Source organism: Pseudovibrio sp. W74, from assembly GCF_001623085.1.
Classification (GTDB): domain Bacteria; phylum Pseudomonadota; class Alphaproteobacteria; order Rhizobiales; family Stappiaceae; genus Pseudovibrio.
Map to the genome: position 1 here is coordinate 19,171 of NZ_LMCJ01000058.1, position 25,564 is coordinate 44,734.

Here is a 25,564-nt window from a genome sequence, read left to right on the forward strand (position 1 = left end):
AGAACCATTTCGCAAATGAACTCGCCTGTCTATCGCTTTGCCCCTTCACCCAACGGCCACCTCCACCTTGGCCATGCCTATTCGGCCATCCTCAACGATGAAGCTGCAAAGCAAAACGGCGGAAAGTTCCTACTGCGCATCGAAGATATCGACACAGTCCGCTGCACCCCGCAACTGCAAGAAGATATGCTGGAAGACCTGAAATGGCTGGGCCTGCACTGGGAAACGCCAGTTCGCAGGCAATCAGAGCATTTCAGCGAGTACGCCAAGGCACTCGCACAGCTGGAAGCAATGGGCCTTGTCTACAAAGCCTACCTCACCCGCGCCCAGATCAAACGCTTCGTCGCAGAGCAGGATGCCTCGGACACGCCATGGCCACGAGACCCTGACGGCGCCCCACTTTACCCCGGAGACAGCAGCGTTCTCTCAGAACAAGAACAAAAAGCCCTTCAGAACTCCGATGCGCCTTACGCCCTGCGCCTCAACATGGCCAAAGCCATTGAGCTAGCGGGAACATCTCTCAGTTGGAACGAAGCACATCACGGAAAAATTCAGGCCAACCCGGCAGCCTGGGGCGATGTCGTCCTTGCCCGCAAAGACACCCCAACCAGCTATCACCTCTCAGTAGTCGTAGATGATGCCCTACAAGGCATCACCCACATTCTGCGCGGCAAAGACCTCTACCACGCCACCAGCGTCCACCGCCTGCTGCAAACCCTCCTGGATTTGCCAGAACCGCACTACGAACATCACAACCTCATTCTCGACAAAACAGGCCGCAAACTCGCCAAATCCGCCAAGGACACTTCCCTCCGCGAACTACGAGCAAGCGGCGTCACTCCTGAACAAATCAGAGAGAAGCTGGGTCTTTAAGGTTTAGAAGGCATTGAGGAGAGAACTCTCGGGAGCTGCCTGTAGGAACCGAAAGTTTCTGCTGTTGCTTCATGATCAGGCTGATCACAGAACATCAAAACACTCATCCCTGCCGTCTTCGCAGCACAAATTCCAACCTCACTGTCTTCAACCACAACACAACGTTCTGGTGAGAATTGCATAACCTGAGCGGCATGTAGGAAAAGCCCAGGATCAGGTTTCCAGATTCCAGCTTCATACGAACTAAAAATTCTGGAACCAAAGAAGCTTTTCAAGCCCGTTTTTTCCAAAGCTGATTCAATCTTCGCCTTAGGCCCGCTCGAAGCAATACACATCGGAGCTGATATTTCGGAGAGAGCCGCGATAACACCCGGGAATGCCTCTAACTCTGTCTTGAACAATTGATCCACTCTCGCACGATAGTCTCTCTCAAAACTATCTGGCAGGCTTCGTTCAAGAATGCTTTCAATGTCTGCCAAAATTCCAGAAAGCTTGCGCCCTCTAAAACGCTTCATCAGTTCTGAGAGTGGCAAATTAATCTCGGGCAGCAAATCCAAAAAGGCTTGAGAACATAACGGCTCACTGTCTACCAGTGTTCCGTCCAGATCGAATATCAGACAGCGATCAATCACTTATTTGAGCCTCATAATATGGAAACAAACTTTCTCAATACCCCTGCACCTGAATGAACCAGAGCCAGAAGCTTACGGTGAAGACCGATATGCCTGTGGTGATTGCGATGCCGTTGGTGGACATGGCATGACCGGTGCCAAACTGGTTGGCCATGATGAAGGAGAACACGCCTGTCGGGCACGCTGCGATCAACGTTGCAACCCCCACCCAGACAGAGGGCAGGCCCACCACGTGTGCAGCAACAACAAACACAACAAACGGCATTAGGATCGACTTGATGATCGCCAGCACGCTACCAATCGCCAGATTACCTCGAATACCGTAGTTCACCATGCTCATCCCCACTGCGACCAGCGCCACAGGTGAGGCAGCTTTCGCAAGTGGCGCCAAAACGTCATCAGTAAACTTTGGAATTTCCAAACCTGATACATTCCAGAGCAGCCCACCCACAACACCATACAGGATCGGGTTCGCCAACAAGCCTTTGCCAATTGCAATCAGAAGCTCTTTCTTAGAGCGCGGCGCCTTATGACCATCAATCACCACCGCACGCTCCATCAACACAGAAGACGTCAGCGCGGTTAGCGGTGCGTGGAACACAATGAGAAGCGAAATCAAAAGCGTTCCCTCAGCTCCATAAACCGCATCTATCAATGGAATACCAACCAACACGGTGTTGGAGAAAGACGCCGTCAGCCCGGCAATCACAGCTGCACGTGCTTCACGCTTAAACCCAATGCGGACAAGCAGGCCACCCAGAAAAGCAACCACAATCATGGAACCGTAGTAAGTCGCCCAATACCCCCAAGGCGAAATGCCATCCAGGTCAGCGGAACCAAGGCTACGGAACAACAGGATAGGAATGAGAAGGTTCACGCAGAACTTGCTCAGAATATCGCCAAGACTGCGATCCAGATATCCAACATTTGCTACAACATAGCCAATGCCAACAAGAGCAAAGATCGGAAAGACGACGAAAAAGACCTGAACAATCATGGGAAACTCGAAAGAGGGTGCAAGACCTTCTTAGTAGCCCAGAAAGTTTAAGATCCAAAGCCAGAAGCTCATTGTGATTATTGAGAAAATGGTCGTCAGGCTGATGGAGTTCGCACTCATGGCGTGCCCGGTTCCAAACTGGCTGGCATAAAGGTAAGCCACAACACCGGTTGGGCAGGCCGCCGCCAGTGTCGCCACCGCCACCCAAAGCGGTGAGAGCGGAAAGACATAAGCACCCAGAGCCAGCACCAGCGCGGGCATCAGCACAATCTTGAGCAAACTCAACACGCTGCCAATGGCAATATTTCCACGCACACCATAGTTGAGCAGTGTCATACCAACAGAGAACAGCGCAACGGGGCTGGCAGCTTTTGCCAGAGGATGCAGCACACCATCCAGCAACACAGGCAACTCATAGCCCGAGAAGTTCCAGCCCACGCCCAGCAAAATCGCGATGACCAGCGGGCTCTTGATCAGCGTGGTGAACAGCGAATGCATAACGTCTTTGAAAGGCCGCGCTTCCTGATAGCCATCCACCACGACCGCCCGCTCCATCGCCAACACAAACACCAGTGTTACGGACGGTGCATGCACGGAGATGATCAGCGAAATAGGAACCAACGCCTCTTGTCCAAAGGCTGAGGTGATTACTGGGATACCCACCAACGACATGTTGGAGAACGCCGCAGAGAACCCGCCAATACAAGCAGCTCTTGCTTCCCGACCAAACACCTTGCGCACCATATAGCCACCCAGCACGGCACTGGTTGCCAGTGCTGTGTAATAGGTGCCCCAAAGCGCCCATGGGCTCAGTCCGGCAAGGTCAGATGTCGCCAGAGTGCGGAAGATCAGAACCGGAATAAGCACGGTGATACAGAAGGTACTGAGGTTGTCGCCAACCCGCTTGCTCAGTAGTCCGGCATATCCAAACCCATAGCCCACACCCACTGTCGCAAAAATGGGAAACACCACTTGCAGCGTACTAAACAGCATTCCGTGTCCGCTCTCTTTCCACCGTACAGCACTCTCCCAGAGCGCAAGCATACGCGCTTGCAGCAGCAAAAAACAAAATCTCGGTGGATCCTTGCCAGAACTGGGCGAACTTTTTCTGCCAGTGTTTTAGGCTCTTCTTCGAGGATTGATCAAGGAGTTATCTCATGCCTGCGCCAAAACCGGCTCCAAAGCAGGATGTTGCAAGGCTGGTGCACGACCTGAAGACACCGCTGTCTGCCATGAAAACGGCTTCTGACCTGATCGCACAGGAACCACTCAGCGATCAGCAGCAACATCACCTGAACACTCTGCAAACAGCCATCAATTCGCTTGAGGAGCTGACTGGTGCGATCCTGGGTGCAAACACACAGGCTGAGCACCATAGCCACGCAACAAGCAAGGCAGGGCCTCAAGCAAAATCACTTTTGGATCAGCTCACCTACATTGCAGATTTGTTTACACCGCAAGCTGCAAGCTCTGGTCACACCCTCACCCACCGCTGGTCACGAGAAGCCATGTCGGCCTACCAAACCCAGTCAGATGAGCTGCAGCGCATTCTCGCAGTCCTGGTTGATAATGCAATTCTGTACAGCAATACGGGCACCATCACGCTCAGCGCACATATCAAGTTCTCAAATCATCAACCCAACATCGTGGTAACACTCAAGGATGCTGGCCCAGGCCTGACACCAGAGCAAGCTTCACATCTGGACGCCGCCCCAACGCCAAAACGTAAGTCCGACGGCCACGGCCTCGGGCTCTGGAGTGCACGGCACCTTGCCTGCGACCATCAGGGAGACCTGAGGCTCGTCACCAACACCGGGCATGCAGCTTGTTTTGAGCTGGTTTTGCCAATCCAAGAGATCGAGCAGACACAGCAGCTTTCAACTCCAGCCCAGAATATGACACGCTCCAAGCTTTCTGGCTCTGTGCTAGTGGTTGACGACAATGAGCCAAACCGGGAATTGCTGGCAGCAATCTTCTCATCATTTGGCCTGACAGTGCGCATTGCAGACAGTGGAAAGCAGGCGTTAGCTGTACAGTCAAAAACTCCATCCGACCTGATTTTTCTGGATTTGAACATGCCGGAAATGAGCGGTTCAGAAACGCTTACTCAGATGCAGGCAAACGGATACGCAAAAGATAAAGCCAGTTTCGCGATCACAGCAAGCATCGCCCCAGAAGACCGCCCTGCACTCTTCAAACAAGGCTTCACGCAAATTCTGGAAAAGCCAATCAATCCATCCGCACTCTATAGCCTTCTGGAAAGTACGCTTCAGAAGGCAAGCTAACCAATCCGCACAAAGGAGGCATCCAACGCCTCATCAAGGCGGTCGTTGCCCCAGTAAAGATCGCCCTTTTCAGTGATCATGCTTGGTGCTCCAAAAACCCCCAGCACTTCTGCCTCTGCAACCGCTGCCCGCAACCCAATCTTGACCTCAGTGGTTTCAGCCTGCCGCATGACCTTATCTGCATCCAGATCCAGCTCACGCAACAAGGCAATCATCAGCTCTGGTTTGGAGATATCCTCATCCAGCACAAAAGCCATGTGAAACACAGCGCGGGTAAACGCACCGATCCACGGTTCCTTACGTCCCGCAAAAGCAATGCGAGAGGCAAGTAGGCTGTGCTGTGGAAAGATCTGTGGCTTCTTCCAGGGCAACCCAAGGTTTGCAGCGGTACGTGCAACATCCCTCCACATATAAGCCCCCTTCTTCGGGTTCTCTAAAAATGGAGAGCTCTCTATCCCCTGACGCCGGAAGATCGGTCCCAACAGAAAGGGCCGCCAATCAATATCGATGCCCCTGTCTTTCGCAAGCTGTTCAATACGTGCTGCGGTCAGGTAGGAGTATGGGCTGGCAAATTCATAATAAAACGCGAGCCGAGGCATTTATTCTCTTTCTGATCCAATAGACCGGTAAGACCCAACCTACGGCAATGGAAACAATTTGAATTTATCTCACAGGCCCCTATATGGGGGTTTGGCACTGCGAGACGTAATCTTGCTGAGCACCAATGGAATTTCAAGGCAGCACATTGGCGCAACCTTCGAAAACAAGTATACCGCCTTGTAACCCAAAAGAGCGAACTCAGGAATTCCCGTGGCAAAAGACGGTTCGAAGACTTCAATCCTAAATAAAATCATTAGTTTCTGCGGTGAACGCCCGTTCACGGCAATCCTGACATATATCCTTGTCGTCTCAGCAATCTTCTTGATTTTCCCGAGACTGGATATCTGGGCCTCCACCTTCTTTTATGACGGCGAAGGCAGTTTCCCTATTTCGAAAGACCCGTTTTGGCGCGGTCTGCGATACTTCGGCGTCTATATCTTCCAGTGGGTCGCAGGCCTGTCCTTGTTTGTGATGCTCTTCAAGCTCGCATTTCCAAAGCTGAAAGCGCTGATGGATTTGCGCCACCCGATCTTTGTCGTATCCACACTCATTCTCGGACCGGGCCTCGTCGTCAACGCGTTCTTCAAGAACCTGTGGGGTCGCCCACGCCCGCGCGAAACGGAAATCTTCGGCGGAGACCTGCCATTCATCGGCGTGTGGCAACCGACTAACCATTGTGATAGTAACTGCTCGTTTGTATCCGGTGAGGCATCAGCATCCATCTGGTTGTTCGTGCTGGTCTTTATCGCCCCCAAATCCTGGCGCACTCCTCTGGCGACAGCCATCGGGACATTGGTCTTTTTCCTTTCCGCCAACCGTGTGGCTTTCGGCGGACACTTCTTTTCAGACACCCTCCTCTCCTGGGGCATCACCATGCTCGTAGTTGTGGGCGTCTATCACTACCTGTACCAGCGCACGCCAACATGGGCCCAGCCAACTAACCTGGACACCTCCTTCACCAAAGGTGGCAACTGGCTGCGTGCCAAACTTGGTCGCGCTGCATGCTGGTGCGCACGAAGCAGCAAAAGCTTCCTGCGCAAATTCAAATAATCAGCCCAAAACAAAAAAGCTCCGCAACCATCTGCGGAGCTTTTCTTCAATGTCCTGCAAAGAGCCTAGATCTCGGTCGGCTCCATCTCCTCGCGGATCTCCTGAAGCAGATTGTAAGTCCCGTTGCTCACCAAATCGTACACCTCATCAAAGCCTTCATTCGCTCCGTAATACGGATCAGGCACATCCTTCTGCTCATCCTGAAGCAGCAAGCGCACATTTGCTGTATGCAAATACGGCGCTTTGGACTGGATGTTCGCTAGATTGCTGGCATCCATCGCAATGATGTAATGAAACTTCTCGAAATCCTCATCAACCAGCTGGCGCGCTTCTTGTTTAGAAATATCAACGCCATGCTTTTGCGCTGTCTGGATGCTGCGGATATCCGGTTTTTTGCCACTATGCCAGTTCGCAGTTCCCGCGGAGTCCACGTAAATCTGCTCTTCCAGTCCAGCTTGTTTGACATGATGACGGAAGACACCCTCTGCCAATGGGCTACGACAAATATTGCCAAGACACACAAACAGTACACGACACTGCAACAAGACCACTGCTCCCTCCAAATCTGACTGCCAGAATATTTAACCCAGCCGCAATCTTTGCTCCAGACTTTCGCGCTGATCTACTCAAATATCCATGGATTTTGCGAGTCAGAAAAACCTACTAAATCTGAGACACCCCTTGCAACAAAACCAAAGGTGGTCTTGTGCCCGAGCTGTTGACCTCTACCGCAAAAGAATTTGCCCTCGCAGAATTACCGCATTGGACCTTGTCTGAAGATGGCAACGCGATAGAACGCACGTTCACCTTCCGGTCCTTTGCACGCGCATTTGGCTTCATGGCCAGCGCTGCAATTCTGGCAGAAAAGATGAACCACCATCCTACATGGACGAACACCTACAACAAAGTGGATGTGTTACTTACCACCCATGATGCAGGTGGGCTGACCGAGCTGGATTTCAAGCTTGCCCGCAAACTGGACAGGCTTTGCGACGCTTAATCGCCTTCAAGAAGAGTGCAATTAGCATTCAATCTTGAACTGACGCACGTCACCTACCATCTTATTCTCAATCAGCACATGGCCGTCTTGCTGGCACATATGTGGAATATCGATTGCAGACATTGGATCAGTAGCTTTCACAACAAGCTGCTCGCCTTTTGCCATACGCTTAAGATGCTTGCGCGTCTTCATCACCGGCAGTGGGCAGTTGAGACCTCTCAGGTCCAAAATATTTGAATCTTCCACCAATGTTTCACCAGGTACTCGAGAGTGGCACTGTGTTTGATGCTGGGCTAACGGAACTTTGCGCAACAGTAAAGTGAATATTGGGGAGTAGACCATGGCGACGATGGAACTGGACGGAAAAACAGAGACCAGCAAAGCGCTTGAGATTCTGAACTTCTGGTGGACGGCAGGCGGCCCCAAATGGTTCAACGGCGGCGAAGCGTTCGATCAAGAAATTCGTGAGAACTTTGAAGCCGACGTAGAAGCCGCCAATCGCGGAGATTACGACACCTGGACAGCGACGCCTCACGGCACTTTGGCCCTCCTTTTGCTGCTCGACCAATTCCCGCGCAACATCTACCGCGGCTCCTCAAAAGCATTTGCATCCGATCCCAAAGCTGTAAAAGTCGCTCTTGAATCATTGAACAAGAACTTCCATACCGCCTTTCCTATGGGCTATCGCATGTTCTTCTTCCTGCCATTTGAGCATTCTGAAGAGATGGACATGCAGGATTTGAGCGTAGACCTGTTCCGCGGTCTTGGCGATCAGGACACCTACCATTACGCGCTGATCCATATGGACGTGATCCGCCGGTTTGGCCGCTTTCCTCACCGCAACGAAGTGCTCGGTCGAACCTCAACACCAGAAGAAACTGAGTTTCTCGCCTCTGGTGGTTTCAGAGCATAAGCAATCTGATCAAAAATTAAACACATACCATACATGATTACAAAATAGGCAGAGTCATTTTATGGCTCTGCTTATTTTATTGACAGTCACATTCTGCGCCTCCCAGCTACTTCAACGTCACAACAAGAAAATTTAATTTCAATCAAGCCGCTGAATTTTCAAGTTTATTCCAACACCTCCGTCCTCCAAAATCTACGTAAAAATCGATATTTCTCAAAACTGGCACGCTCCTTGAAAGAGAGAGGGCAAGTGTGCCGGCCGGGCATTCTGAGAACGACCAGATAACTGGCAACTTTCCCGGTCCCAAAGAGGTCTCCAGAACTCTTTACGGCGCAATCGATGAGAGAGGGGAACGGGAATCTGACATGAAAATCATTATGGCAATCATCAAGCCCTTTAAGTTGGATGAAGTGCGCGACGCACTCACCACTTTAGGCATCCAGGGGCTCACGGTAACCGAAGTCAAAGGCTATGGCCGGCAGAAGGGGCACACCGAAATCTACCGCGGCACAGAATACGCCGTCACCTTCCTCCCAAAACTAAAGGTCGAAGTCGCAGTTGCAGCAGACATGGTAGACAAAGTTGTCGAAGCCATTGGTAGCGCAGCGAAGACCGGTCAGATCGGTGACGGCAAAATCTTCGTCTACTCCATTGATCAGGTCGTCCGCATTCGCACCGGCGAAGCCGACGCAGAAGCAATATAATGAAATGAAGGGGACAGAGAATATGAAACGCGCCTCCACCCTTGTTGCCGCAGGCTCACTCCTGGCACTTTCCGCAGGTCCAGTCATGGCAGAAGAAAAGTATGCCTTAGCTGTCGACACCGCTTACATCTTCAACACCCTGCTCTTCCTGATTGGCGGCTTTCTGGTGATGTGGATGGCTGCAGGCTTCGCCATGCTTGAAGCTGGACTCGTCCGCACCAAAAACGTCTCCATGCAGTGCCTTAAGAACATCGCCCTGTACTCCATCGCTGGCCTGATGTTCTGGATCACCGGCTACAACCTCATGTACACTGGCGTTGATGGCGGCTTCATGGGTTCCTTTGGCCCATACTCCTTTGACCCTGTCGGTGGCAACGCTCTGGACGCAGGCTACTCGACAGCGTCCGACTGGTTCTTCCAGATGGTCTTCTGCGCAACCACAGCCTCCATCGTATCGGGCACCATGGCAGAGCGCATCAAGCTCTGGGCTTTCCTGATCTTCGTTGTCATCCTCACAGGTGTTCTTTACCCAATCACCGGCTCCTGGCAGTGGGGTGCTGGCTGGCTCTTTGAAATGGGCTTTGCCGACTTTGCTGGTTCCACTCTCGTCCACTCCGTTGGTGGCTGGGCAGCACTGTCCGGCGCAATCATCCTCGGCGCGCGTAAAGGCAAGTACGGCAAAAACGGTCAGGTCTACGTCATGCCGGGTTCCTCTATGCCACTGGCAACTCTGGGCACCTTCATTCTGTGGCTCGGCTGGTTCGGCTTCAACGGCGCTTCCCAGCTCGCAATGGGCACCATTGGCGATGTCACAGACATCTCCCGCATCTTCGCAAACACCAACATGGCTGCTGCGGGCGGCGTGGTCACCGCAATTGCCCTGACACAGGCCCTCTACAAGAAGGTCGATGTTACAATGGCTCTGAACGGTGCATTGGCTGGTCTTGTTTCCATCACCGCTGAACCACTGGCTCCGAGCGTGCTCCAGTCCGTCATCATTGGTGGCGTCGGTGGCGCAATTGTCGTCTTTGCAGTGCCAATGCTCGACAAGTTGAAGATTGATGATGTGGTTGGTGCAATCCCGGTTCACTTGTTGGCTGGCATCTGGGGAACGCTCATCGTGCCGCTGTCCAACTCTGACACGTCTTACGTTACCCAATTCATCGGCGTTGCAGCCGTCGGCATCTTCACCTTCGTGGCCTCCACCATTGTCTGGTACGCAATCCAGTTGGTGGTCGGCCTGCGTGTTACAGAAGAAGATGAAGCCATGGGCCTCGACAAAGCCGAGATTGGTGTAGAAGCCTATCCAGAATTCGGAACCGGCTCCCAGCGTCTCTGAGTTCGCACCAATTCTGGGAGGATCAAAACACCCTCCCAGAACTAAAAGATGAAATCACAAAGCCCGGCAACCACCGCCGGGCTTTTTCTATGGCAGCATTTGCCAGCCTATCATTTTCTCTCAATAGATAGCTCTGTGTTCAAACGCTAAATACTACAAAATCAAAGCAACCCAAAAGCTTAGGAATGTTGATACCCCAGCTTACTAGTCGGTTCAAATCCGCCTACCACATTTGAAAGACGGACTTCACCTTTCATAGGTGGTACTTTCAGGAATGCCATATACGTCCATTTCTAATCAAGATTCGCTCTTCATCCTACGTCCAAACAAAGAGGCGCAAGCGCCCGAGCTTTGGAGTCCAATGATGAACAGTGAGTTGGAAGCAGCAGTTAAAGAGGCCAGCCAGAAGTGGCAGAACGCGTTCAATGCGGGTGATGCTCAAGCTTGTGCCAACTGCTATGAGGCAAACGCTGTTATGGAGGCCAAACCGTTTGGCACCTATCACGGACGAGCCGAAATTCTCGAATTCTGGCAAATGCTCATTCGCGAAGGCTTCTCAAAAATCGAGTACATCAACCCCAAAATCGTCGCATCAGGCGAAAGCTCCGCAATCCTTTCTTCCGACTGGAAGATGAACAAAGCCCACGGCAACATCTCTAAAGAACTCTGGGTTCTGCAATCAGACGGCACCGCGCTGCTGCGAGAAGACTACTTCAGCGCCGCATCATGAGATCACGAGGCAGATCACAAAAAAGCCCGGCACATGGCCGGACTTGGTCGCATCGCTCGAAAGCTGAGGCACTTGCTCAGCAGTCGCGATAGTAAAAGTAGTCCAAACGATCTGCGATATCATCCAGAGCAAAGGAGTAGCCGCTCCAGTCCTCATCGATCCATGCATCTTCCAGCCGGTCAACCGCGCGGTCCAGTTTTCCATCACCCTCCAGCTCGCTCAGCAAGCGACCCACATCAATCAGGTGACCCAGAACGCCATCAGCACTTGAGCCAGCACGAACGCTACCTTCAAAGAAGACTTCATCGGAAATATCATCGATGTCTGAAATAGTCGCATTCAGATCTGAGCAGCTCAACTCACCCCATGCATAAGCAGGGCTTTGAGAGACCAACCCGGCAAAACCGATTGAAGCAACAACAGCAAGTGCTTTGAAACCACGCATTATCATTCCGAGACCTTCTTCCGTGAGATGCATCTGGAGCAAAGCTCGCAAGATACCTGTAACCCACACAGAAGTAGCAAGGTCGCAAAGCAGCGCTGTCTCAAAGAAGACAGAAATTATGGTCTCTTTGAGATTTCTCAGTGATCACTGACGCCCGTCAGTCAGCCCTTTCACAAAAGCTTTCTGACAGAACACCACAAGCAGGATCGGCGGCAACATGGCCAACACAGCAAGCGCCAAGCCTTGCGGGCTTGTGCGCCCAACCAAGCTAAGTCCCTGCACCAATGTCATTCTGGTCTCCTCACTGGAAACCATCACAGGCCACAGATACTGGTTCCATCCCTGCACAAACATCAGCAGGCCGAGCGCCGCAATCATCGGCGCAGATGCAGGCACCAGAACGTCTTTCAAAAACTTGATCGGCCCTGCCCCATCAATCCGCGCAGCTTCAGAGAGCTCAGTCGGCACTCCCAGAAAAAACTGGCGGAAGAAGAATGTCCCAACCGCAGAAGCCAACAGCGGCAACATCAAGCCCGGATAGGAGTTCACGAGCCCCAGCTTGCTGGTCACAGCATATGTCGGCAGAAACCGGGATTCCAAAGGCAGCAGCAAACTGCAAAGGATCACCCAGAAAAAGAACGTCCCAAAGCGCACCCGAAAAAACACCAGCGCATACGCCGCCAACAGAGAAACAGCTACCTTCGCCAGTGCAAACCCGGCAGCCAGATAGAGCGAGTTCAACGCCATGGTTATGCCAGTGACACCGCCAGTAAAGCCACGCCCTTCAAACAGCGCCCGGCTATACACCTCCACCCCATAAGGCCCCGGCAGAAACTGGAGGCCATCCTGACCAAGCGTAGCCCCAGAGTGCGTTGAAGAGAAAGCGATCACGATCACCGGCCCGACGATCAAAAACACGCCGGTAAGCAGAATAAGGTGATCAAAGAAATGTTTGCGGGGCATATTCATCTCAGAAACGAAGCGCAGTCTCCCACCACGAAGCATGGTTTTCGAAGACAAAGACGCAATCAACAATACTGAAAGCAGTAGGAGTGGCCCCATTTCCGGGCAAACTGCTTTAAAGGATCGTTCCAGAGAGAAGGCAAAAGACAGCCAGACCAACAGAACGCAGCAACAACGGAAACACCGTAGAACTACGCAGTCCAGGTTTCAAGCTCTCTAAGTGCCTATAAAACCACAATTCCTGAATGCTTGGCGTGATTTTCCGGCTCAACATGGATGGTCACACGTGCGCCCGGCATCTTTTCTGCGATGCCTTCCTCAATACGATCGCAAATCGCATGGGCATCCAGAACGCTCATCTCACCCGGCACCACCAGATGAAAATCAACAAACGTCACATGTCCAGCATGGCGGGTCCGCAAGTCATGAGCCTCCAGCGCACCATCTCCAAACTTGGAGATCAACGCCCGGATTTCCTCCTGCTCCTCTTCAGGAGCCGCCTCATCCATCAGGCCACCAACAGATTCACGCACCAGCTTCCAACCGGACCACATGATGTTGACCGCAACAATCCCCGCAAGGATCGGATCAAACATCTGCCAGCCTGTTGCCCACACAGCAGCGATACCAACAAACACACCGAGAGATGTATAAACATCCGTCATAATATGCCGGGCATCTGCCTGCAGCGCAGGTGAGCGATGTGCTCGACCAATGCGCATCAAGGCCATTGCCCAGAACAGGTTGATAACGGAAGACAGGAAGTTCAGCGCGATACCTTGAAAATTGACCTCAAGCTCATACGGCTCAGTCAAACCCATATAGGCTTTGCGCAGGATCAGGATCGCCGCCAGAACAATCAGAACACCCTCAAGAACAGCAGCAAAATACTCTGCCTTGTAGTGTCCATAGGGATGGTTCTGATCAGCAGGTTTGCGCGCCAGATACAAAGCACCGGCAGCAGCAGAAGCACTCGCAATATTGATGGAGGTTTCAAGAGCGTCAGAATAGAACGCAATGGAGCCAGTCAACGCAAAGGCAAAGTATTTAAGAGTAAATACCAGTATGCCAATGACGATGCTGCCCAGCGCAAAGCGCATGCTCTGGTCCATGTGCCACATCCACCCTAATTCAAACTCGACGACTGCTTAGAAAGTTATCGTCCTCTATCAGGTTTCAGTGGCATATTAAACAATGGAACAGGGTCAAACAGCCAGTTTTTATGCTTATTTGCACTCAATGTTTGCAAATGAAAATCACTCGCAATTTATCGGCCAATTCTACTTGTCGTAAAAAGCTGCACCAATGATTTCGCCTGGCATCTCACCGGAGTTTGTCTGAACCAAAACAGCCCAGTTCTTGGAATCAAACATCTTCAAAGCGGTCCGTGGCAAACGGAACACTTCAGCGGTACCAGACCACATGCCAATCGGCATGATGCTGCGCACCACGTTCTTATAAGTCTGCGTTGTACCAGCGTTTTCACCGCGCTGAATCTCTACAACTGCTTCCTTGTCAATTCCAAGAAGATAAACGTCAGCCTTCTTATCTGGCTGTTTCAAAGAACCGGAGAGCTGAACTTCAAGCGCATTGTCATCAAGCATCGCTTCAACCTGAACGCTCATGCCAGAAGATTTGCGGATCGCATTCTTCACAGAACCGCGATCACTGCCAACCATATGCCCACGGCCATTCACAACAACCTGAGGCGTATAGATCTGCGCATCACCACGGCTCTTGGCATAATCCTTCTGGCGCTGAGTGAACACAGGTGAACCCAAAGTGTCCTTCCAGCCGAAGTAATCCCAATAATCTACGTGGTAAGAGAGGGTGACCACATCCTTCTGGTCTGAGACAAGCTCCTCCAGAAACTGGTCCGCAGGTGGACATGACGAGCAGCCCTGGCTGGTAAACAGCTCAACCACAGCCTTTGGTGTTTCCGCCTGAGCTGAGAGAGAGGTCGCAAAACCAATTCCCGCTGCGAGAATAACACCCGTCAATCTATTTACAGAAAACCACCGCATTTCGGCCCTTCGCAATTGTTCAAGTCATCGCTGATGCAGCGCTAACCTAAACAATAACCAGATAACTGTAGAATCACATCACAGTGAGCCCCTGAAAACCGAAGGCATCAGGGGCACTGCTTCTATTTGGACTCAGTCAGCACTTTTTCAAGTTCTGGTAAGAAGACATCTCGATAGCTGGCGGCACTCAATGGTCCGATAAACTTATAGCGGATCTGAGCCTTCTCATCGACGATGAACGTCTCAGGAACCCCGTAAACGCCCCATTCAATGCCAGCCCGGCCAGTGTCAAAACCAACGCGATCATAAGGATTGCCCAGCTCAGCAAGGAACCGGTTCGCCTTAACATCCGTGTCCTTGTAGTTCAGACCAGCAATCTCAAAACGATCATCCTTGGCAAGATCCATCAAGTATTTGTGTTCTGCACGGCAAGGCGCACACCAGGATGCAAAGATGTTCACCACAGTCACCTGACCAAGCAGATCACTGCGCTGGAACCCGGGAACCTGCTGCCCATCACGCTCCAGCCCTTTAACGGGAGGAAGCGAAAACTCAGGTGCCGGCTTATTAATCAAGGCAGATGGCAGCTCTTTGGAATCATGGCCGGACAGCATCATGAAACCCATCAGAACCGCAAGAGCACCAAAAACAATCAGCGGAAGAAGAAACAGCGGAGAAATGCCTGATTTCTTTTCCTCGTCCATTTCACTAGTCATTCCTGTTAGCTCTCACTCTTTTCATCAGAACCTGCAGAGACCACCTGGCTGACAGAAGGACCAGCACGGCGTGTGGAACGACGACGAATGCCGCTTGCTTCCAACGCCTGCATCTCTTTGTCCAGCTGGGTTTTGTCTGAGCGCACCCAGACAATCAGCACAGCAATAACAAGTGCAGCCATCGCATAAGCAGCAATCACATATTCAGCGTGACGACCAAACTCTGAAAAATCCATTGTCCTTACCTCGCACCAGCAGGAGCTGCTTTCGTGACCGTGCTGCTGGACGCAGCCGGAGCAACAGATGCTGCACGCATCCGCATTGCTCTGATCCGACGGCGCATAATCTCGTTACGCATGCTCATCAGATGCAAAGTCACAAACAAAAGCACAAAAGCCAAAGCCATCAAACCAAGCGGAATAAGAATGGAAGAGTGAATGGCAGGGCCGTCAGCACGAATAATGCTCGGCGGCTGGTGCAGTGTGTTCCACCACTCAACGGAAAACTTGATGATGATGACGTTGATCACGCCAACCAACGTGATAATCGCATTTACTTTTGCAGCCTTGATAGGATCTTCAATCGCCTTCCACAGCGCGATAATGCCAAGATACATAATCAGCAGCACAAGGAAGGAGGTCAATCTTGCGTCCCAGACCCAAAAGGTGCCCCACATTGGCTTGCCCCAGACAGCGCCGGAAAACAGAGCCAGGAATGTGAATGCAGCACCAATAGGTGCAGACGCCTTAGCCGAAACATCAGCCAACGGATGCTTCCAGACCAGAGAACCAATCGAAGAAAGTGCCATCATTGCATAACACATCAATGCAAGCTGGGCAGCAGGGACATGCACAAACATAATGCGCACTGTCTGGCCTTGCTGATAATCTTCAGGCGCAACAAAAAACGCGAAGTACAAGCCAACTGCAAGCGCAGCGACCGTCGCAACGATAAGCCAGGGAAGCACAGCTTTCACAAGCTTCAGGAACCGGGTTGGGTTTGCAAGATCGTATAAGGTCATAGAGCCGTTCTAAACTGAGAATGACGAAGCATCAATGTGTACATAGTGTCACGGACCCATCACAGTCATTGATTACGCGCAATTTGACGCTTCACTTCTTCGGGATTTCACCCATTTTAGACGATTTTACATAGACTTAACGCTTCTGGCAATTTCAGCAGCCTCACAGCTGCCGTCATCAGTCACCAGAAACGCGAAGCGCTGCAGCTGCTGCAAGAGGTCCAACAACAAGACCAAAAAGTGTCAGGGCACACAAAAACAGGAACGGAACGAGGAAGTTATTGGAGTCGATCGCTCCCGCTGTCGCGGCACTCACACCAAAGATCAGGATTGGAATTGCCAGCGGAATAACCAGAATGGAGAGCAACACCCCACCCCGCCGCATGGACACGGTAACACCAGCACCAACCGCACCAACAAGCGTCAATGCGGGGGCGCCAACAAGCAAGGTCAGGGTCACCAGAACGATGCTCTGGAAATCCAGACCCACAAACAAAGACAAAACCGGCGTCGCCAACACCAGCGGCAAACCCGTCGCCGCCCAATGGGCAGCACATTTAATCAACACAACCAGCTCAAGCGAACGCCCGGACATCACCAGAAGTTCGAGACTTCCATCCTCGCGATCAGCCTGAAACAGGCGATCCAACCCCAGCAAAGTTGACAGCAATGCGCCAATCCAGAGGATAGCAGCACCAATGCGGGACAGCAGGATCATGTCCGGGCCGACACCGAACGGAAAGATCGTCACCACAGCCAGAAAGAACAGAACACCGATCAGCGCACCACCACCAACGCGGTTCGCCAGTTGGTATTCACGAACAAAAAGACTCTTCATCCAACTCATGATCAGCCCTCGTCCTGCTCGTCTTCGTCGAAATAATCGTCCAGATCCGCTCCGGCAAACATATGCTCACTCTCGGTCGTCACAGGCGACAGATTGAGGAACTTGGTGTTTGGCAGGTTGAGCGGCAGGTGCGTCGCAGCAATCACAAGGCCACCAGCGTGGATGTGATCGGCAATCAACCCCAGCAACACTTCTTCAGAGGCTTTATCAAGCGCGGATGTCGGCTCATCAAGCAACCAGATTGGACGCGGCACCACCAGCAAGCGCGCCACCGAGAGGCGTCGGCGCTGACCAGCACTCAGGTATCCTGCAGGCAAACTGGCAGTATGCGCGATACCAAGAGTATCCAGCGCTTCCAGCTCGCTCATGCTCTCACGCACTTTGCCGCCACCAAAAGCAGCAGGCTCAAAGAAATCACGCCAGAAACTCAGGTTTTCAAGGACGGATTGCAACGGCTTCAATGCATCAAGATGCCCGAAATAGTGCGAATGCTCGGCAACGGAGCGCTCGGGCATGCCACCTTCCAGCTCAATCGTGCCGTTCGCTTTCGCAACTAGTCCTGCAATCACGCGCAGCAGACTGGATTTACCGACACCATTGGGACCCTGGACAATCAGAGCTTCGCTTGAACCAACTTCAAAGTCGACATGGTTCAAAACTCTGCGGCCACCGCGATCACATGCAACACCCTGACAGACTAACTTCAATTGGTTCATCGCGCCTGAAACCACCACAGCAGCTCACACTGCTTACCAAACTGACGGCGTATCCCGAAAGTGGATCCGATTTCCGGATAAGATACGCTCCAACAAAGAATTAAAGCAGTTTGCATGATCCCGTCTTTGCGCAAACCACTTTATTCAGGAGGCCGTATCACATTCGGCAAATCCTTCGCTCCCATAAACACAGCTAGGATTCGCGTTGGCTCTGTTCCGGTATTCTTACCGTAGTGCCAGGTATTGACGGCCTCAATAAACGCCTCCCCCTTTTTAAAGGTCAGAGGAGCCTCTTTCTCATAGGTGATCGTCAGCTCACCATCAAGTATATATCCGTAAAGAGGAATGGGATGCATGTGCTCTTTAACAGCCTCTCCAGGTGCCAGCGTAATGATGAGGGACGTCACCTGAGCCTGCCGACCAGTCGGATAGAACAAAGGCTGCTTTGTAATCGTCGTCTCGCTCTTATCCAGCAAAACCTCAGTGTTCGAGTAAGCCTCTCCATTCTCCTGGGCCAGGGCGCTAACGGCATATGCGCCCAACACCAGACAACAAGCACCAACCAAAACTGCAGGTTTCATGGGAAACGCCTTTCTGTTGTTTTCAGCTATTCTCTGCGCACTTTTTCGCCACTTCCGGCGATTATTCTTAGGTGAACCAGAAGCATCCTACCGATAATCCCCTTCCGAGCCTTTAAAGCCACAAAGGATCAAATCACAGGCTAGACACATTGTATACCGCTGTATATAATGTGATTCATACAAACCCAAACCCGCTTGATCGGGCGCCCCGTTCCGGCCTAATCTCACCCTAGGTAAATTATTAGCCTTCCGCTGCGGTTCAGCTGGAACCTGCGTCAGAAAGACGCTATAGGGACGACAACTATAAGCTGATTGAATTTCAAGAAGCGCTTTTAATGCATTTGTTAAATGATCAAGCCAACGCCATGACGGCGAACCACCAAACTCCGGGATATATCGGAGAGGTTCGCCAGCTCAAAGCTCCGTTTCCTGTTCACAGCGGGAAACGAAATAAGGAGATCGCCGAATGACACAATCTCTAGACAGTTTTAAAGCCAAACAAACGCTGCAAGTCGGCGGCAAGTCTTATACTTATTTTTCCATTCCCGAAGCAGAAAAGAACGGCCTTAAGGGCGTCTCCCAGCTGCCTTTCTCTCTAAAGGTGGTTTTAGAGAACCTTCTGCGTTTTGAAGATGGCCGCACCGTCACCGCGGACGACATCCGCGCCGTTGCAGAATGGCTCACCACCCGCACTTCCACCCACGAAATCGCCTATCGCCCTGCCCGCGTGCTCATGCAGGACTTCACCGGCGTGCCAGCCGTTGTTGACCTTGCCGCCATGCGCGATGCTGCCGTCAGCCTCGGCGGTGACCCGAAAAAGGTGAACCCGCTGGTTCCCGTTGACCTCGTCATCGACCACTCAGTCATGGTGGACTATTTCGGCACCACCTCCGCCTTCGCGCTCAATGTGGAACGCGAATACGAGCGCAACAACGAGCGCTATGAGTTCCTGCGCTGGGGTCAGTCTGCGTTTGATAACTTCCGCGCTGTTCCTCCAGGCACCGGCATCTGTCACCAGGTCAACCTTGAATACCTCGCCCAGACCGTCTGGACGAAGGAAGAAGACGGCGAAACTGTCGCTTACCCGGACACCCTCGTCGGCACAGATTCCCACACCACCATGGTCAACGGCCTTGCAGTCCTCGGCTGGGGCGTGGGCGGCATTGAGGCCGAAGCGGCCATGCTCGGCCAGCCAATCTCTATGCTGATCCCTGAAGTCGTCGGCTTCAAACTCACCGGAGAAATGGCAGAAGGAATCACCGCCACCGACCTCGTGCTCACCGTGGTTGAAATGCTGCGTAAGAAGGGCGTTGTCGGCAAGTTTGTAGAGTTCTACGGCCCCGGCCTCGACAACCTCTCGCTGGAAGACGCCGCCACCATTGCCAACATGGCACCGGAATACGGCGCCACCTGTGGCTTCTTCCCGGTAGACGGCGACACCTTCAAGTACCTCAGGTCCACGGGCCGTGACGCCCACCGCATCGCACTCGTGGAGGAATATGCCAAGGTGCAGGGCATGTACCGCGACACCCACGCGGAGCCAACCTTCACCGACACGCTGCAGCTGGACATCTCCACCGTTGTGCCATCCATCGCCGGACCAAAGCGCCCGCAGGATCGTATCTCCCTCGCTGACGCCTCAGAAGGCTTTGCCAAAACCATGGCGGAGGAATTCAAGAAGGCAGGTGAAGAGTTCAAACGCGCACCGGTGGAAGGCCGCGACCATGACCTTGGCAATGGCGACGTCGTCATCGCCGCGATCACAAGCTGCACCAACACCTCCAACCCGTCCGTTCTCATTGGCGCTGGTCTGGTGGCCCGCAAAGCCCGCGCCAAGGGCCTGCACGTGAAGCCATGGGTGAAAACCTCACTGGCACCCGGCTCTCAGGTCGTGACGGATTATCTGGAGAAAGCTGGCGTTCAGGAAGACCTCGACGCGCTCGGCTTCAACCTCACCGGCTACGGCTGCACCACCTGTATTGGTAACTCAGGCCCACTGCCGCCGGAAATTTCCAAGTCCGTCAACGACAACGACCTCGTGGCCTGCTCCGTGCTGTCAGGCAACCGCAACTTCGAAGGCCGCGTCAATCCGGATGTGCGCGCCAACTATCTGGCCTCCCCGCCACTGGTTGTCGCGTATGCCATCGCAGGCTCGCTCAACATCAACGTGGCCAAAGACCCGCTCGGCAACGATCAGGACGGCAATCCCGTCTACCTGAAGGATCTATGGCCAACCACGGAAGAGATCACCGACCTCATCCGCTCCTCCATCACGGAAGAGATGTTCGAAGAGCGTTACGGCGATGTGTTCAAGGGCGACGAGCACTGGCAAAACATCAAGGTGGAAGGCGGCATGACCTACGGCTGGCCACCAGCATCCACCTACGTGCAGAACCCGCCTTACTTTGAAGGCATGACCATGGAGCCAGCACCTCTCACCGATATTGAGGGCGCGGCAGTCATGGGCCTGTTCCTGGATTCCATCACCACCGACCACATCTCCCCAGCTGGGGCGATCAAGGCAGACAGCCCGGCAGGTCAGTACCTTGAATCCCATCAGATCTCGCCAAAAGACTTCAACTCCTACGGCTCCCGCCGTGGCAACCACGAAGTCATGATGCGCGGCACCTTCGGCAACATCCGCATCAAAAACCAAATGGTACCGGGCGTGGAAGGTGGCTACACCACCAAGGATGGCAAACAGCGTTGGATCTACGACGCCTGCATGGAATACAAGGCAGCTGGTACCCCGCTTGTGGTGTTTGCTGGCAAGGAATACGGCACCGGCTCCTCCCGCGACTGGGCGGCAAAAGGCACCAAACTGCTCGGCGTCCGCGCTGTGATCGCTCAGTCCTTCGAGCGCATCCACCGCTCCAACCTCGTCGGCATGGGCGTTCTGCCCTTCACGTTTAAAGAGGGCGAAAGCTGGCAGTCCCACGGCATCGATGGCACCGAGCGCGTAACCATCCTCGGCGTTGCAGACCTCAAACCCCGCCAGATGGTCGACATTCAGGTCGAATTCGCAGATGGCTCAAAGAAAACCATCGAAGCCCTCTGCCGCATCGATACCGAAGACGAACTAGAATACATCAAAGCCGGCGGCATCCTGCACTACGTCCTGAGAAACTTAGTCTCCGGCTAAGACACCTCAACAAGCAGACTATTCAGTCCCCCACAACCACAAAACGGGCCCTCCAAGGCCCGTTTTTCTTTGGCAGCTCCACCTTAAGAGCCACCACCTCCACCGATGTCATCCCACACAAGCAATCCCCCTCCGACGTCATCCGGCACAAGCACCCACCTCTGATGTCATCCCGCACAAGCGCAGCGCGATGCGGGACCCAGAGCCACCCGCTCAGACCTCAGCCTCCCCACACCATCATCCCGGCCCCCGAGCCGGGATCCAGAGCGGCAAATCGGAGGTTGTTTCTTTAACCTTTAAGTGGCTAGGCTTTCTCATACTTCTTTGATTCTGAAGGAACATCAGCAGTCAACCTTCCAGCTTGCGCGATCATTTCTGGGAATGATTTCACCCACGAAACAACGGGCCCATCCGGTAAGAACTCTCCAACTTGCGCACGTAACTCTGCCATCAAGAAACGCGCAATAATACCATGAAAGTTTTGAGGCCCAGTTGCCGCTTGAACCCCGCTAATGTCATCTAGGTAGTTGGCATACTGCCCCAAATAATCATTTAAGCTTAATTCTTCCCCATTATGAAGCGGACTTCTCAATCTCAGGTCAGAATACTTTCCAGAACTAATATGCCGTTCAATTTCATTGCAAATTTCGTGAAGTGATAGCACTTCTCTCTTTTCATGAAATAGAATTATTGAAGGCCAGAGTACAGCCATATCGAGGTAATGATCTGGGTGTTGAACTCGCCAACCAATCATAAAGCTCTCAAGCAAATCAATACATTGCTCAATATCCCTCAGTTGAATATTGAATGAAGAACAACAACGCGCAATAAAATCCATCAGCTCATCAGCGTGAGATCTATCTCTTACATTTAAGTTTTCTGGAAACACACAGTTCGTGAGCGCAATCCTGCGAAGCTTTAACTGATACGCAATAAAGGCTGATAAGTCGGGTTCTGCAAAAGAGTAAGTACGATTGAAAAATCGGCGCAAATATTTGGTTGCTTCAAAATCCTGACCATAAACAGCCTTGATAGAGCAAGCTAACTGTTCTGTATCTGTCGCAAGAACAAACACAAGCTCAGGAATATCAAACAAATGCTTCACACGCTCAAGAAGCTCAATAGCGTACAAAGGTCGACAACGATCGAGCTCATCAATAAACACAAATAAAGGTTTGTTTTCGTTTGCACCCGAAATTTCCCTAATCGTACTCGACAAGGAATCTTTGAAGTCATTTACAATTTGTTTTTCTTTCTCAAATCCTTCAAACACTTGATCTGTGACATCACTAAAGCTCTTCAGAGTTTCTGTCTTGAAAATCCCAGCCATATCGCGAAGGTCTGATTTCTCCTCGCCATCTGCAAAATGGTCCACCACATCGTCAACCGCTGTGCCGAGATGCTTCTTTGCTTGATGCATCAGGACGCCTTTACCAATAGATAAAATAAGCTTCCCTACATGCTTTTTGGTTTCCTTTAAGGTGCCTTCAACATGCTCTTTTTGAATGTATGGCGCTATTGTGTGATTTATTGCGGAAAGAACAGTCAGCAAAGGATCTTCACTGTTATCGTCTGCCCATGCATTCACGCGGGCCACAAGATATTCCTGTTCGCTCAGCTGCTCAGCAAAGGAAGATAAAAAGAAAGTTTTCCCGTACCCCCACGAGGCATTAATGTTTAAAACATAGGCACCAAGTTGGCTCCGTTGTGCCTGTACTTCTCTTTGCTTCAATAAAAAATTCTTGAGGAATTCAGCATCATTATATCGTTGTAATAAATCACCTTTGTCCAACCAAAATTGCTCAACATTATCAATGGCCATATGCTCATCTCCCAATGGCAGCTCATAAAATTTCCTGCCTATATACAATCACAAGCTGAAGCCCATCACCATCTCTGAGCTATAGATATCCCCCCGTCATCCCGGCCCCGAGCCGGGATCCAGAGCCGACTGCACACACCCTTAGCCACCGCCCAGCTGGGTCCCGCATCAAGTGCGGGATGACGGTATTGGGGGATGTTGGATGGGGTGAAGATCGCGGGCTTTATGGGGTGTAGCACAGGCTCTCAGGTGCGGCGGAAACGCATCACATCCCCCACCATCCACACCCTCGTCAAAACTGCCAGTTTGACAACCTCAGGTTTTCATTCCACATTCATGCGTGAGGCCTAGAAACCTCCTCTAAGACAGCGGTAACCGCTCCCGTTAACTGGCGGATTTTTTGTGCCTGCTTTATAGGTAGCGCGCAAACCCTTTGCTATGAGCGGGAGGGCGGTGAATACAATACCTTCTTCGGAGGGGAATAAACTCGCCTGTCTGTCTTACAGGTTTCTAGCCTCCCGCTCGCCAGTGGGCCCTAGAAAGTCTTGCTGTCGCGCGGTTGTTCAACCCTGTAAAGACAAAGGGATTGAGAATGACCGACTCCGCATGTGCCTGTGGCACCACAAACACGTTCCAAAATGAAATAGACGAAGTCCTCGTCGTTGTCTCTGACCTGCAAAACCTCAGCTATATGCAGCACTTACTGCTGACTGAGAGACTGCAGCACAGCAGCGAACGCGATGCTTTGTTCACTTTGCATCATGCCTTCCACGACCGACTGGAAGCACTCCAAAAACGCTGCGGAACTTTAGAGCGGGTCGCTCATCCGCAGCCGATAAACACCAAAATTCCGCTTCCTGATTAAGCCCGCCCAGCGCTCCACAAAGCAAGGGAACCTGCCCACGTGGAGCAAAGGCAGGCGCACTGTGTAAGAGCATTTGGCAACACTGCCATCCGCTCCGGTGCCGGAAGCGAGAACGCACCTACACCCCGCATCCTCGCGGAAAGCACCCTGCTGGCCTGCGGAGCCACCACCCTCCGCAGGCCAGCGCTTATTTACCGGCGCAAATGCCAGCTTTTGTCAGGGTCAGTTGCCATGCAGCAGCGGCATCAAACGGCGTGACCAGCCCGTCATCATCCTTGTTCGTGAAGGCACCCATACCGTGCGCAATCATGTATTTCGGGTAGTAACCCGGCGCATCTTGCCCCTTTAAAAACTCGCAGGCTTCGGCAATGCCATCCTTGCTGTACTTTTCCAGCGCTGCACCAAACGCAGTGCGCTGCCCCTCGTCCATCTTTTGAAACGTCACCATCCGCAGCACAGAAAGCGCCTGATACGCGCTCTTATCCTTCACCCGCTGCATATCAAAGGTGCCACGCGCAAACGCCATCACATAAAGATCAACGGCAGAGCCATACTGCTCCTTCTCAATGCAAGCAAAGATCGACGCATAAAGGTCTGCCGGAGTGTAACTCGTCTTGGCGTCCTCCCGCGCAATACAGCCCACATCATGGGTCACCTGCAGGTTTCCCTCGGCCTGATGATTGGTGATTTTGCCTTGCGCCTGCGCACCACCAGCAAACAACATTGCCCCGCCCAAAAGGCTGAGAGCCAGATACGAAACTTTCAACGAAAACACCTCTCTAATCGCCCGGAAAGCACCCTTCCCGGCACCTCGCCACTACAAACTGCAGATCCCACTCATACACCCGTCACCCCACCCCTCACTTGACCTTAGCCAAACACACACCCGGTTATCTGCCAGAGTGCGCAGAGTTCTCATCCGCAACCTCCCCCGGTGTCATCCCGGGCGGAGCAAAGCGAAGACCCGGGACCCATAACCATAACCCTCTCGGCTCCACTCACTCATGCTCTCCCACACACAAATGCCATTGCTACCTCGCAAACACCCGCACACATTATGCAGCCACTGCCCCTGAGGATCGGGCTAACACCGGAGGGCCTGCAAAAAACTTATCCCCCCTGGCAAAAGATGCCGCCATACTAACTCCCATGCCTACGTAACGGGCTGCTGGCGGACCGTCCGTCAGTTTGTCGTAGGCTGGGTGGGGCTTTTGAGAGAAGTAACGTATCTTTCAAAGGTCCGGTGGAACCGATTTTCAAACGTGACCGCATGGTTTGAGAGGAAGGGCCCAAGTCTGA

Annotated in this window: 28 protein-coding genes; 10 read left to right on the plus strand and 18 right to left on the minus strand. The window is 52.4% G+C overall.

The window, feature by feature from the left end; translation table 11 throughout:
- The first annotated feature begins 15 nt into the window (after window positions 1-15).
- Window positions 16-873 carry a tRNA glutamyl-Q(34) synthetase GluQRS gene (gene gluQRS / locus PsW74_RS24705; RefSeq protein ID WP_063286152.1) on the plus strand — a complete coding sequence of 286 codons (858 nt, stop codon included), beginning with the start codon at window positions 16-18 and terminating at the stop codon, window positions 871-873.
- On the opposite strand, the gene PsW74_RS24710 is transcribed toward gluQRS, so the two are convergent.
- Genes PsW74_RS24710 through PsW74_RS24720 form a run of 3 tightly spaced genes read right to left on the minus strand, consistent with a single transcriptional unit; the run spans window position 870 to window position 3,495 of the window.
- Entirely contained in the window at window positions 870-1,505 is a 636-nt protein-coding gene (locus PsW74_RS24710; RefSeq protein WP_208988145.1) for an HAD-IA family hydrolase, read from the minus strand. The two genes, gluQRS and PsW74_RS24710, sit on opposite strands and share 4 nt — an antisense overlap.
- A 34-nt stretch (window positions 1,506-1,539) precedes the next feature.
- Window positions 1,540-2,502 (minus strand): AEC family transporter, encoded by a 963-nt coding sequence (locus tag PsW74_RS24715; RefSeq protein ID WP_063286153.1) that lies wholly within the window; start codon window positions 2,500-2,502, stop codon window positions 1,540-1,542.
- 30 nt (window positions 2,503-2,532) lie between these two features.
- Window positions 2,533-3,495, minus strand: coding sequence for an AEC family transporter (locus PsW74_RS24720; protein WP_063286154.1), 963 nt, complete (start codon window positions 3,493-3,495; stop codon window positions 2,533-2,535).
- Window positions 3,496-3,659: 164 nt separating this feature from the next.
- Here PsW74_RS24720 and PsW74_RS24725 point away from each other — a divergent pair, with 164 nt between their 5' ends.
- On the plus strand, window positions 3,660-4,787 hold the full coding sequence (locus tag PsW74_RS24725; RefSeq protein ID WP_063286155.1) for a hybrid sensor histidine kinase/response regulator: 1,128 nt from the start codon (window positions 3,660-3,662) through the stop codon (window positions 4,785-4,787).
- On the opposite strand, the gene PsW74_RS24730 is transcribed toward PsW74_RS24725, so the two are convergent.
- Entirely contained in the window at window positions 4,784-5,386 is a 603-nt protein-coding gene (locus tag PsW74_RS24730; RefSeq protein ID WP_063286156.1) for a 2-hydroxychromene-2-carboxylate isomerase, read from the minus strand. The two genes, PsW74_RS24725 and PsW74_RS24730, sit on opposite strands and share 4 nt — an antisense overlap.
- Before the next feature lie 211 nt (window positions 5,387-5,597).
- On the opposite strand from PsW74_RS24730, the gene PsW74_RS24735 reads away from it, so the two are divergent.
- Window positions 5,598-6,437 carry a phosphatase PAP2 family protein gene (locus tag PsW74_RS24735; RefSeq protein WP_063286157.1) on the plus strand — a complete coding sequence of 280 codons (840 nt, stop codon included), beginning with the start codon at window positions 5,598-5,600 and terminating at the stop codon, window positions 6,435-6,437.
- Between the two features lie 65 nt (window positions 6,438-6,502).
- Here PsW74_RS24735 and PsW74_RS24740 read toward each other — a convergent pair whose 3' ends face one another.
- A complete protein-coding gene (locus PsW74_RS24740; RefSeq protein WP_063286158.1) occupies window positions 6,503-6,988 on the minus strand; it encodes a low molecular weight protein-tyrosine-phosphatase in 486 nt (161 codons plus the stop codon).
- Window positions 6,989-7,143: 155 nt separating this feature from the next.
- Here PsW74_RS24740 and PsW74_RS24745 point away from each other — a divergent pair, with 155 nt between their 5' ends.
- Entirely contained in the window at window positions 7,144-7,437 is a 294-nt protein-coding gene (locus PsW74_RS24745; RefSeq protein ID WP_063286159.1) for a 4a-hydroxytetrahydrobiopterin dehydratase, read from the plus strand.
- 21 nt (window positions 7,438-7,458) lie between these two features.
- Here PsW74_RS24745 and PsW74_RS30045 read toward each other — a convergent pair whose 3' ends face one another.
- Window positions 7,459-7,683: a sulfurtransferase TusA family protein gene (locus tag PsW74_RS30045; protein ID WP_057464685.1), complete on the minus strand. Its 225-nt coding sequence runs from the start codon at window positions 7,681-7,683 to the stop codon at window positions 7,459-7,461.
- A 94-nt stretch (window positions 7,684-7,777) separates the two neighbouring features.
- On the opposite strand from PsW74_RS30045, the gene PsW74_RS24755 reads away from it, so the two are divergent.
- From PsW74_RS24755 to PsW74_RS24770, 4 genes are all read left to right on the plus strand, one after another.
- A complete protein-coding gene (locus PsW74_RS24755; protein ID WP_063286160.1) occupies window positions 7,778-8,350 on the plus strand; it encodes a DUF924 family protein in 573 nt (190 codons plus the stop codon).
- 365 nt (window positions 8,351-8,715) lie between these two features.
- On the plus strand, window positions 8,716-9,054 hold the full coding sequence (locus PsW74_RS24760) for a P-II family nitrogen regulator (RefSeq protein WP_063286453.1): 339 nt from the start codon (window positions 8,716-8,718) through the stop codon (window positions 9,052-9,054).
- A gap of 22 nt (window positions 9,055-9,076) precedes the next feature.
- A complete protein-coding gene (locus PsW74_RS24765; protein ID WP_063286161.1) occupies window positions 9,077-10,393 on the plus strand; it encodes an ammonium transporter in 1,317 nt (438 codons plus the stop codon).
- A gap of 364 nt (window positions 10,394-10,757) precedes the next feature.
- Window positions 10,758-11,123 (plus strand): nuclear transport factor 2 family protein, encoded by a 366-nt coding sequence (locus PsW74_RS24770; RefSeq protein WP_057464727.1) that lies wholly within the window; start codon window positions 10,758-10,760, stop codon window positions 11,121-11,123.
- A gap of 76 nt (window positions 11,124-11,199) precedes the next feature.
- Here the strand turns inward: PsW74_RS24770 and PsW74_RS24775 are convergent, their stop codons facing one another.
- From PsW74_RS24775 to PsW74_RS24825, 10 genes are all read right to left on the minus strand, one after another.
- Complete coding sequence (locus tag PsW74_RS24775) at window positions 11,200-11,574, minus strand: hypothetical protein (RefSeq protein ID WP_208988148.1); 375 nt, start codon at window positions 11,572-11,574, stop codon at window positions 11,200-11,202.
- Between the two features lie 138 nt (window positions 11,575-11,712).
- The gene (locus PsW74_RS24780; RefSeq protein WP_063286454.1) at window positions 11,713-12,531 is read right to left on the minus strand and encodes an ABC transporter permease subunit; all 819 of its coding nucleotides are present in this window, start codon (window positions 12,529-12,531) and stop codon (window positions 11,713-11,715) included.
- Between the two features lie 224 nt (window positions 12,532-12,755).
- Complete coding sequence (locus PsW74_RS24790) at window positions 12,756-13,643, minus strand: cation diffusion facilitator family transporter (RefSeq protein ID WP_057464725.1); 888 nt, start codon at window positions 13,641-13,643, stop codon at window positions 12,756-12,758.
- 168 nt (window positions 13,644-13,811) lie between these two features.
- On the minus strand, window positions 13,812-14,555 hold the full coding sequence (locus tag PsW74_RS24795) for a DUF1223 domain-containing protein (protein ID WP_057464681.1): 744 nt from the start codon (window positions 14,553-14,555) through the stop codon (window positions 13,812-13,814).
- A gap of 122 nt (window positions 14,556-14,677) precedes the next feature.
- The gene (locus PsW74_RS24800) at window positions 14,678-15,271 is read right to left on the minus strand and encodes a DsbE family thiol:disulfide interchange protein (protein WP_063286164.1); all 594 of its coding nucleotides are present in this window, start codon (window positions 15,269-15,271) and stop codon (window positions 14,678-14,680) included.
- 5 nt (window positions 15,272-15,276) lie between these two features.
- Complete coding sequence (ccmD, locus tag PsW74_RS24805; protein ID WP_057464679.1) at window positions 15,277-15,507, minus strand: heme exporter protein CcmD; 231 nt, start codon at window positions 15,505-15,507, stop codon at window positions 15,277-15,279.
- A gap of 5 nt (window positions 15,508-15,512) precedes the next feature.
- Window positions 15,513-16,292, minus strand: a complete 780-nt coding sequence (locus PsW74_RS24810; RefSeq protein WP_057464678.1) for a heme ABC transporter permease — start codon at window positions 16,290-16,292, stop codon at window positions 15,513-15,515.
- 178 nt (window positions 16,293-16,470) lie between these two features.
- Entirely contained in the window at window positions 16,471-17,130 is a 660-nt protein-coding gene (gene ccmB / locus PsW74_RS24815) for a heme exporter protein CcmB (protein ID WP_181951980.1), read from the minus strand.
- Window positions 17,131-17,141: 11 nt separating this feature from the next.
- Entirely contained in the window at window positions 17,142-17,855 is a 714-nt protein-coding gene (gene ccmA / locus PsW74_RS24820) for a heme ABC exporter ATP-binding protein CcmA (protein WP_082597031.1), read from the minus strand.
- Window positions 17,856-17,995: 140 nt separating this feature from the next.
- Window positions 17,996-18,436, minus strand: coding sequence for a cupin domain-containing protein (locus tag PsW74_RS24825; RefSeq protein WP_063286165.1), 441 nt, complete (start codon window positions 18,434-18,436; stop codon window positions 17,996-17,998).
- Between the two features lie 466 nt (window positions 18,437-18,902).
- Here PsW74_RS24825 and acnA point away from each other — a divergent pair, with 466 nt between their 5' ends.
- Window positions 18,903-21,578 (plus strand): aconitate hydratase AcnA, encoded by a 2,676-nt coding sequence (acnA, locus tag PsW74_RS24830; RefSeq protein ID WP_063286166.1) that lies wholly within the window; start codon window positions 18,903-18,905, stop codon window positions 21,576-21,578.
- Between the two features lie 304 nt (window positions 21,579-21,882).
- Here the strand turns inward: acnA and PsW74_RS24835 are convergent, their stop codons facing one another.
- Complete coding sequence (locus PsW74_RS24835) at window positions 21,883-23,400, minus strand: P-loop NTPase fold protein (protein WP_063286167.1); 1,518 nt, start codon at window positions 23,398-23,400, stop codon at window positions 21,883-21,885.
- Between the two features lie 592 nt (window positions 23,401-23,992).
- Here PsW74_RS24835 and PsW74_RS24840 point away from each other — a divergent pair.
- Entirely contained in the window at window positions 23,993-24,265 is a 273-nt protein-coding gene (locus PsW74_RS24840) for a hypothetical protein (RefSeq protein WP_063286168.1), read from the plus strand.
- 187 nt (window positions 24,266-24,452) lie between these two features.
- Here the strand turns inward: PsW74_RS24840 and PsW74_RS24845 are convergent, their stop codons facing one another.
- Window positions 24,453-25,031, minus strand: a complete 579-nt coding sequence (locus PsW74_RS24845; RefSeq protein ID WP_208988149.1) for a hypothetical protein — start codon at window positions 25,029-25,031, stop codon at window positions 24,453-24,455.
- Between the last annotated feature and the right edge of the window lie 533 nt (window positions 25,032-25,564).

What these genes read in the sequence shown, in the direction of transcription:
- PsW74_RS24765 (WP_063286161.1), top strand. Translation starts at nt 9,077, where the DNA reads ATGAAACGCGCCTCCACCCTTGTTGCCGCAGGCTCACTCCTGGCACTT.
- ccmA (WP_082597031.1), bottom strand. Translation starts at nt 17,855, where the DNA reads ATGAACCAATTGAAGTTAGTCTGTCAGGGTGTTGCATGTGATCGCGGT.
- PsW74_RS24790 (WP_057464725.1), bottom strand. Translation starts at nt 13,643, where the DNA reads ATGGACCAGAGCATGCGCTTTGCGCTGGGCAGCATCGTCATTGGCATA.
- PsW74_RS24770 (WP_057464727.1), top strand. Translation starts at nt 10,758, where the DNA reads ATGAACAGTGAGTTGGAAGCAGCAGTTAAAGAGGCCAGCCAGAAGTGG.
- PsW74_RS24810 (WP_057464678.1), bottom strand. Translation starts at nt 16,292, where the DNA reads ATGACCTTATACGATCTTGCAAACCCAACCCGGTTCCTGAAGCTTGTG.
- PsW74_RS24795 (WP_057464681.1), bottom strand. Translation starts at nt 14,555, where the DNA reads ATGCGGTGGTTTTCTGTAAATAGATTGACGGGTGTTATTCTCGCAGCG.
- PsW74_RS24800 (WP_063286164.1), bottom strand. Translation starts at nt 15,271, where the DNA reads ATGACTAGTGAAATGGACGAGGAAAAGAAATCAGGCATTTCTCCGCTG.
- PsW74_RS24725 (WP_063286155.1), top strand. Translation starts at nt 3,660, where the DNA reads ATGCCTGCGCCAAAACCGGCTCCAAAGCAGGATGTTGCAAGGCTGGTG.
- PsW74_RS24775 (WP_208988148.1), bottom strand. Translation starts at nt 11,574, where the DNA reads ATGATAATGCGTGGTTTCAAAGCACTTGCTGTTGTTGCTTCAATCGGT.
- PsW74_RS24840 (WP_063286168.1), top strand. Translation starts at nt 23,993, where the DNA reads ATGACCGACTCCGCATGTGCCTGTGGCACCACAAACACGTTCCAAAAT.
- PsW74_RS24755 (WP_063286160.1), top strand. Translation starts at nt 7,778, where the DNA reads ATGGCGACGATGGAACTGGACGGAAAAACAGAGACCAGCAAAGCGCTT.
- gluQRS (WP_063286152.1), top strand. Translation starts at nt 16, where the DNA reads ATGAACTCGCCTGTCTATCGCTTTGCCCCTTCACCCAACGGCCACCTC.
- PsW74_RS24835 (WP_063286167.1), bottom strand. Translation starts at nt 23,400, where the DNA reads ATGGCCATTGATAATGTTGAGCAATTTTGGTTGGACAAAGGTGATTTA.
- acnA (WP_063286166.1), top strand. Translation starts at nt 18,903, where the DNA reads ATGACACAATCTCTAGACAGTTTTAAAGCCAAACAAACGCTGCAAGTC.
- PsW74_RS24780 (WP_063286454.1), bottom strand. Translation starts at nt 12,531, where the DNA reads ATGCCCCGCAAACATTTCTTTGATCACCTTATTCTGCTTACCGGCGTG.
- PsW74_RS24715 (WP_063286153.1), bottom strand. Translation starts at nt 2,502, where the DNA reads ATGATTGTTCAGGTCTTTTTCGTCGTCTTTCCGATCTTTGCTCTTGTT.
- ccmB (WP_181951980.1), bottom strand. Translation starts at nt 17,130, where the DNA reads ATGAAGAGTCTTTTTGTTCGTGAATACCAACTGGCGAACCGCGTTGGT.
- PsW74_RS24730 (WP_063286156.1), bottom strand. Translation starts at nt 5,386, where the DNA reads ATGCCTCGGCTCGCGTTTTATTATGAATTTGCCAGCCCATACTCCTAC.
- PsW74_RS24760 (WP_063286453.1), top strand. Translation starts at nt 8,716, where the DNA reads ATGAAAATCATTATGGCAATCATCAAGCCCTTTAAGTTGGATGAAGTG.
- PsW74_RS24720 (WP_063286154.1), bottom strand. Translation starts at nt 3,495, where the DNA reads ATGCTGTTTAGTACGCTGCAAGTGGTGTTTCCCATTTTTGCGACAGTG.
- ccmD (WP_057464679.1), bottom strand. Translation starts at nt 15,507, where the DNA reads ATGGATTTTTCAGAGTTTGGTCGTCACGCTGAATATGTGATTGCTGCT.
- PsW74_RS24825 (WP_063286165.1), bottom strand. Translation starts at nt 18,436, where the DNA reads ATGAAACCTGCAGTTTTGGTTGGTGCTTGTTGTCTGGTGTTGGGCGCA.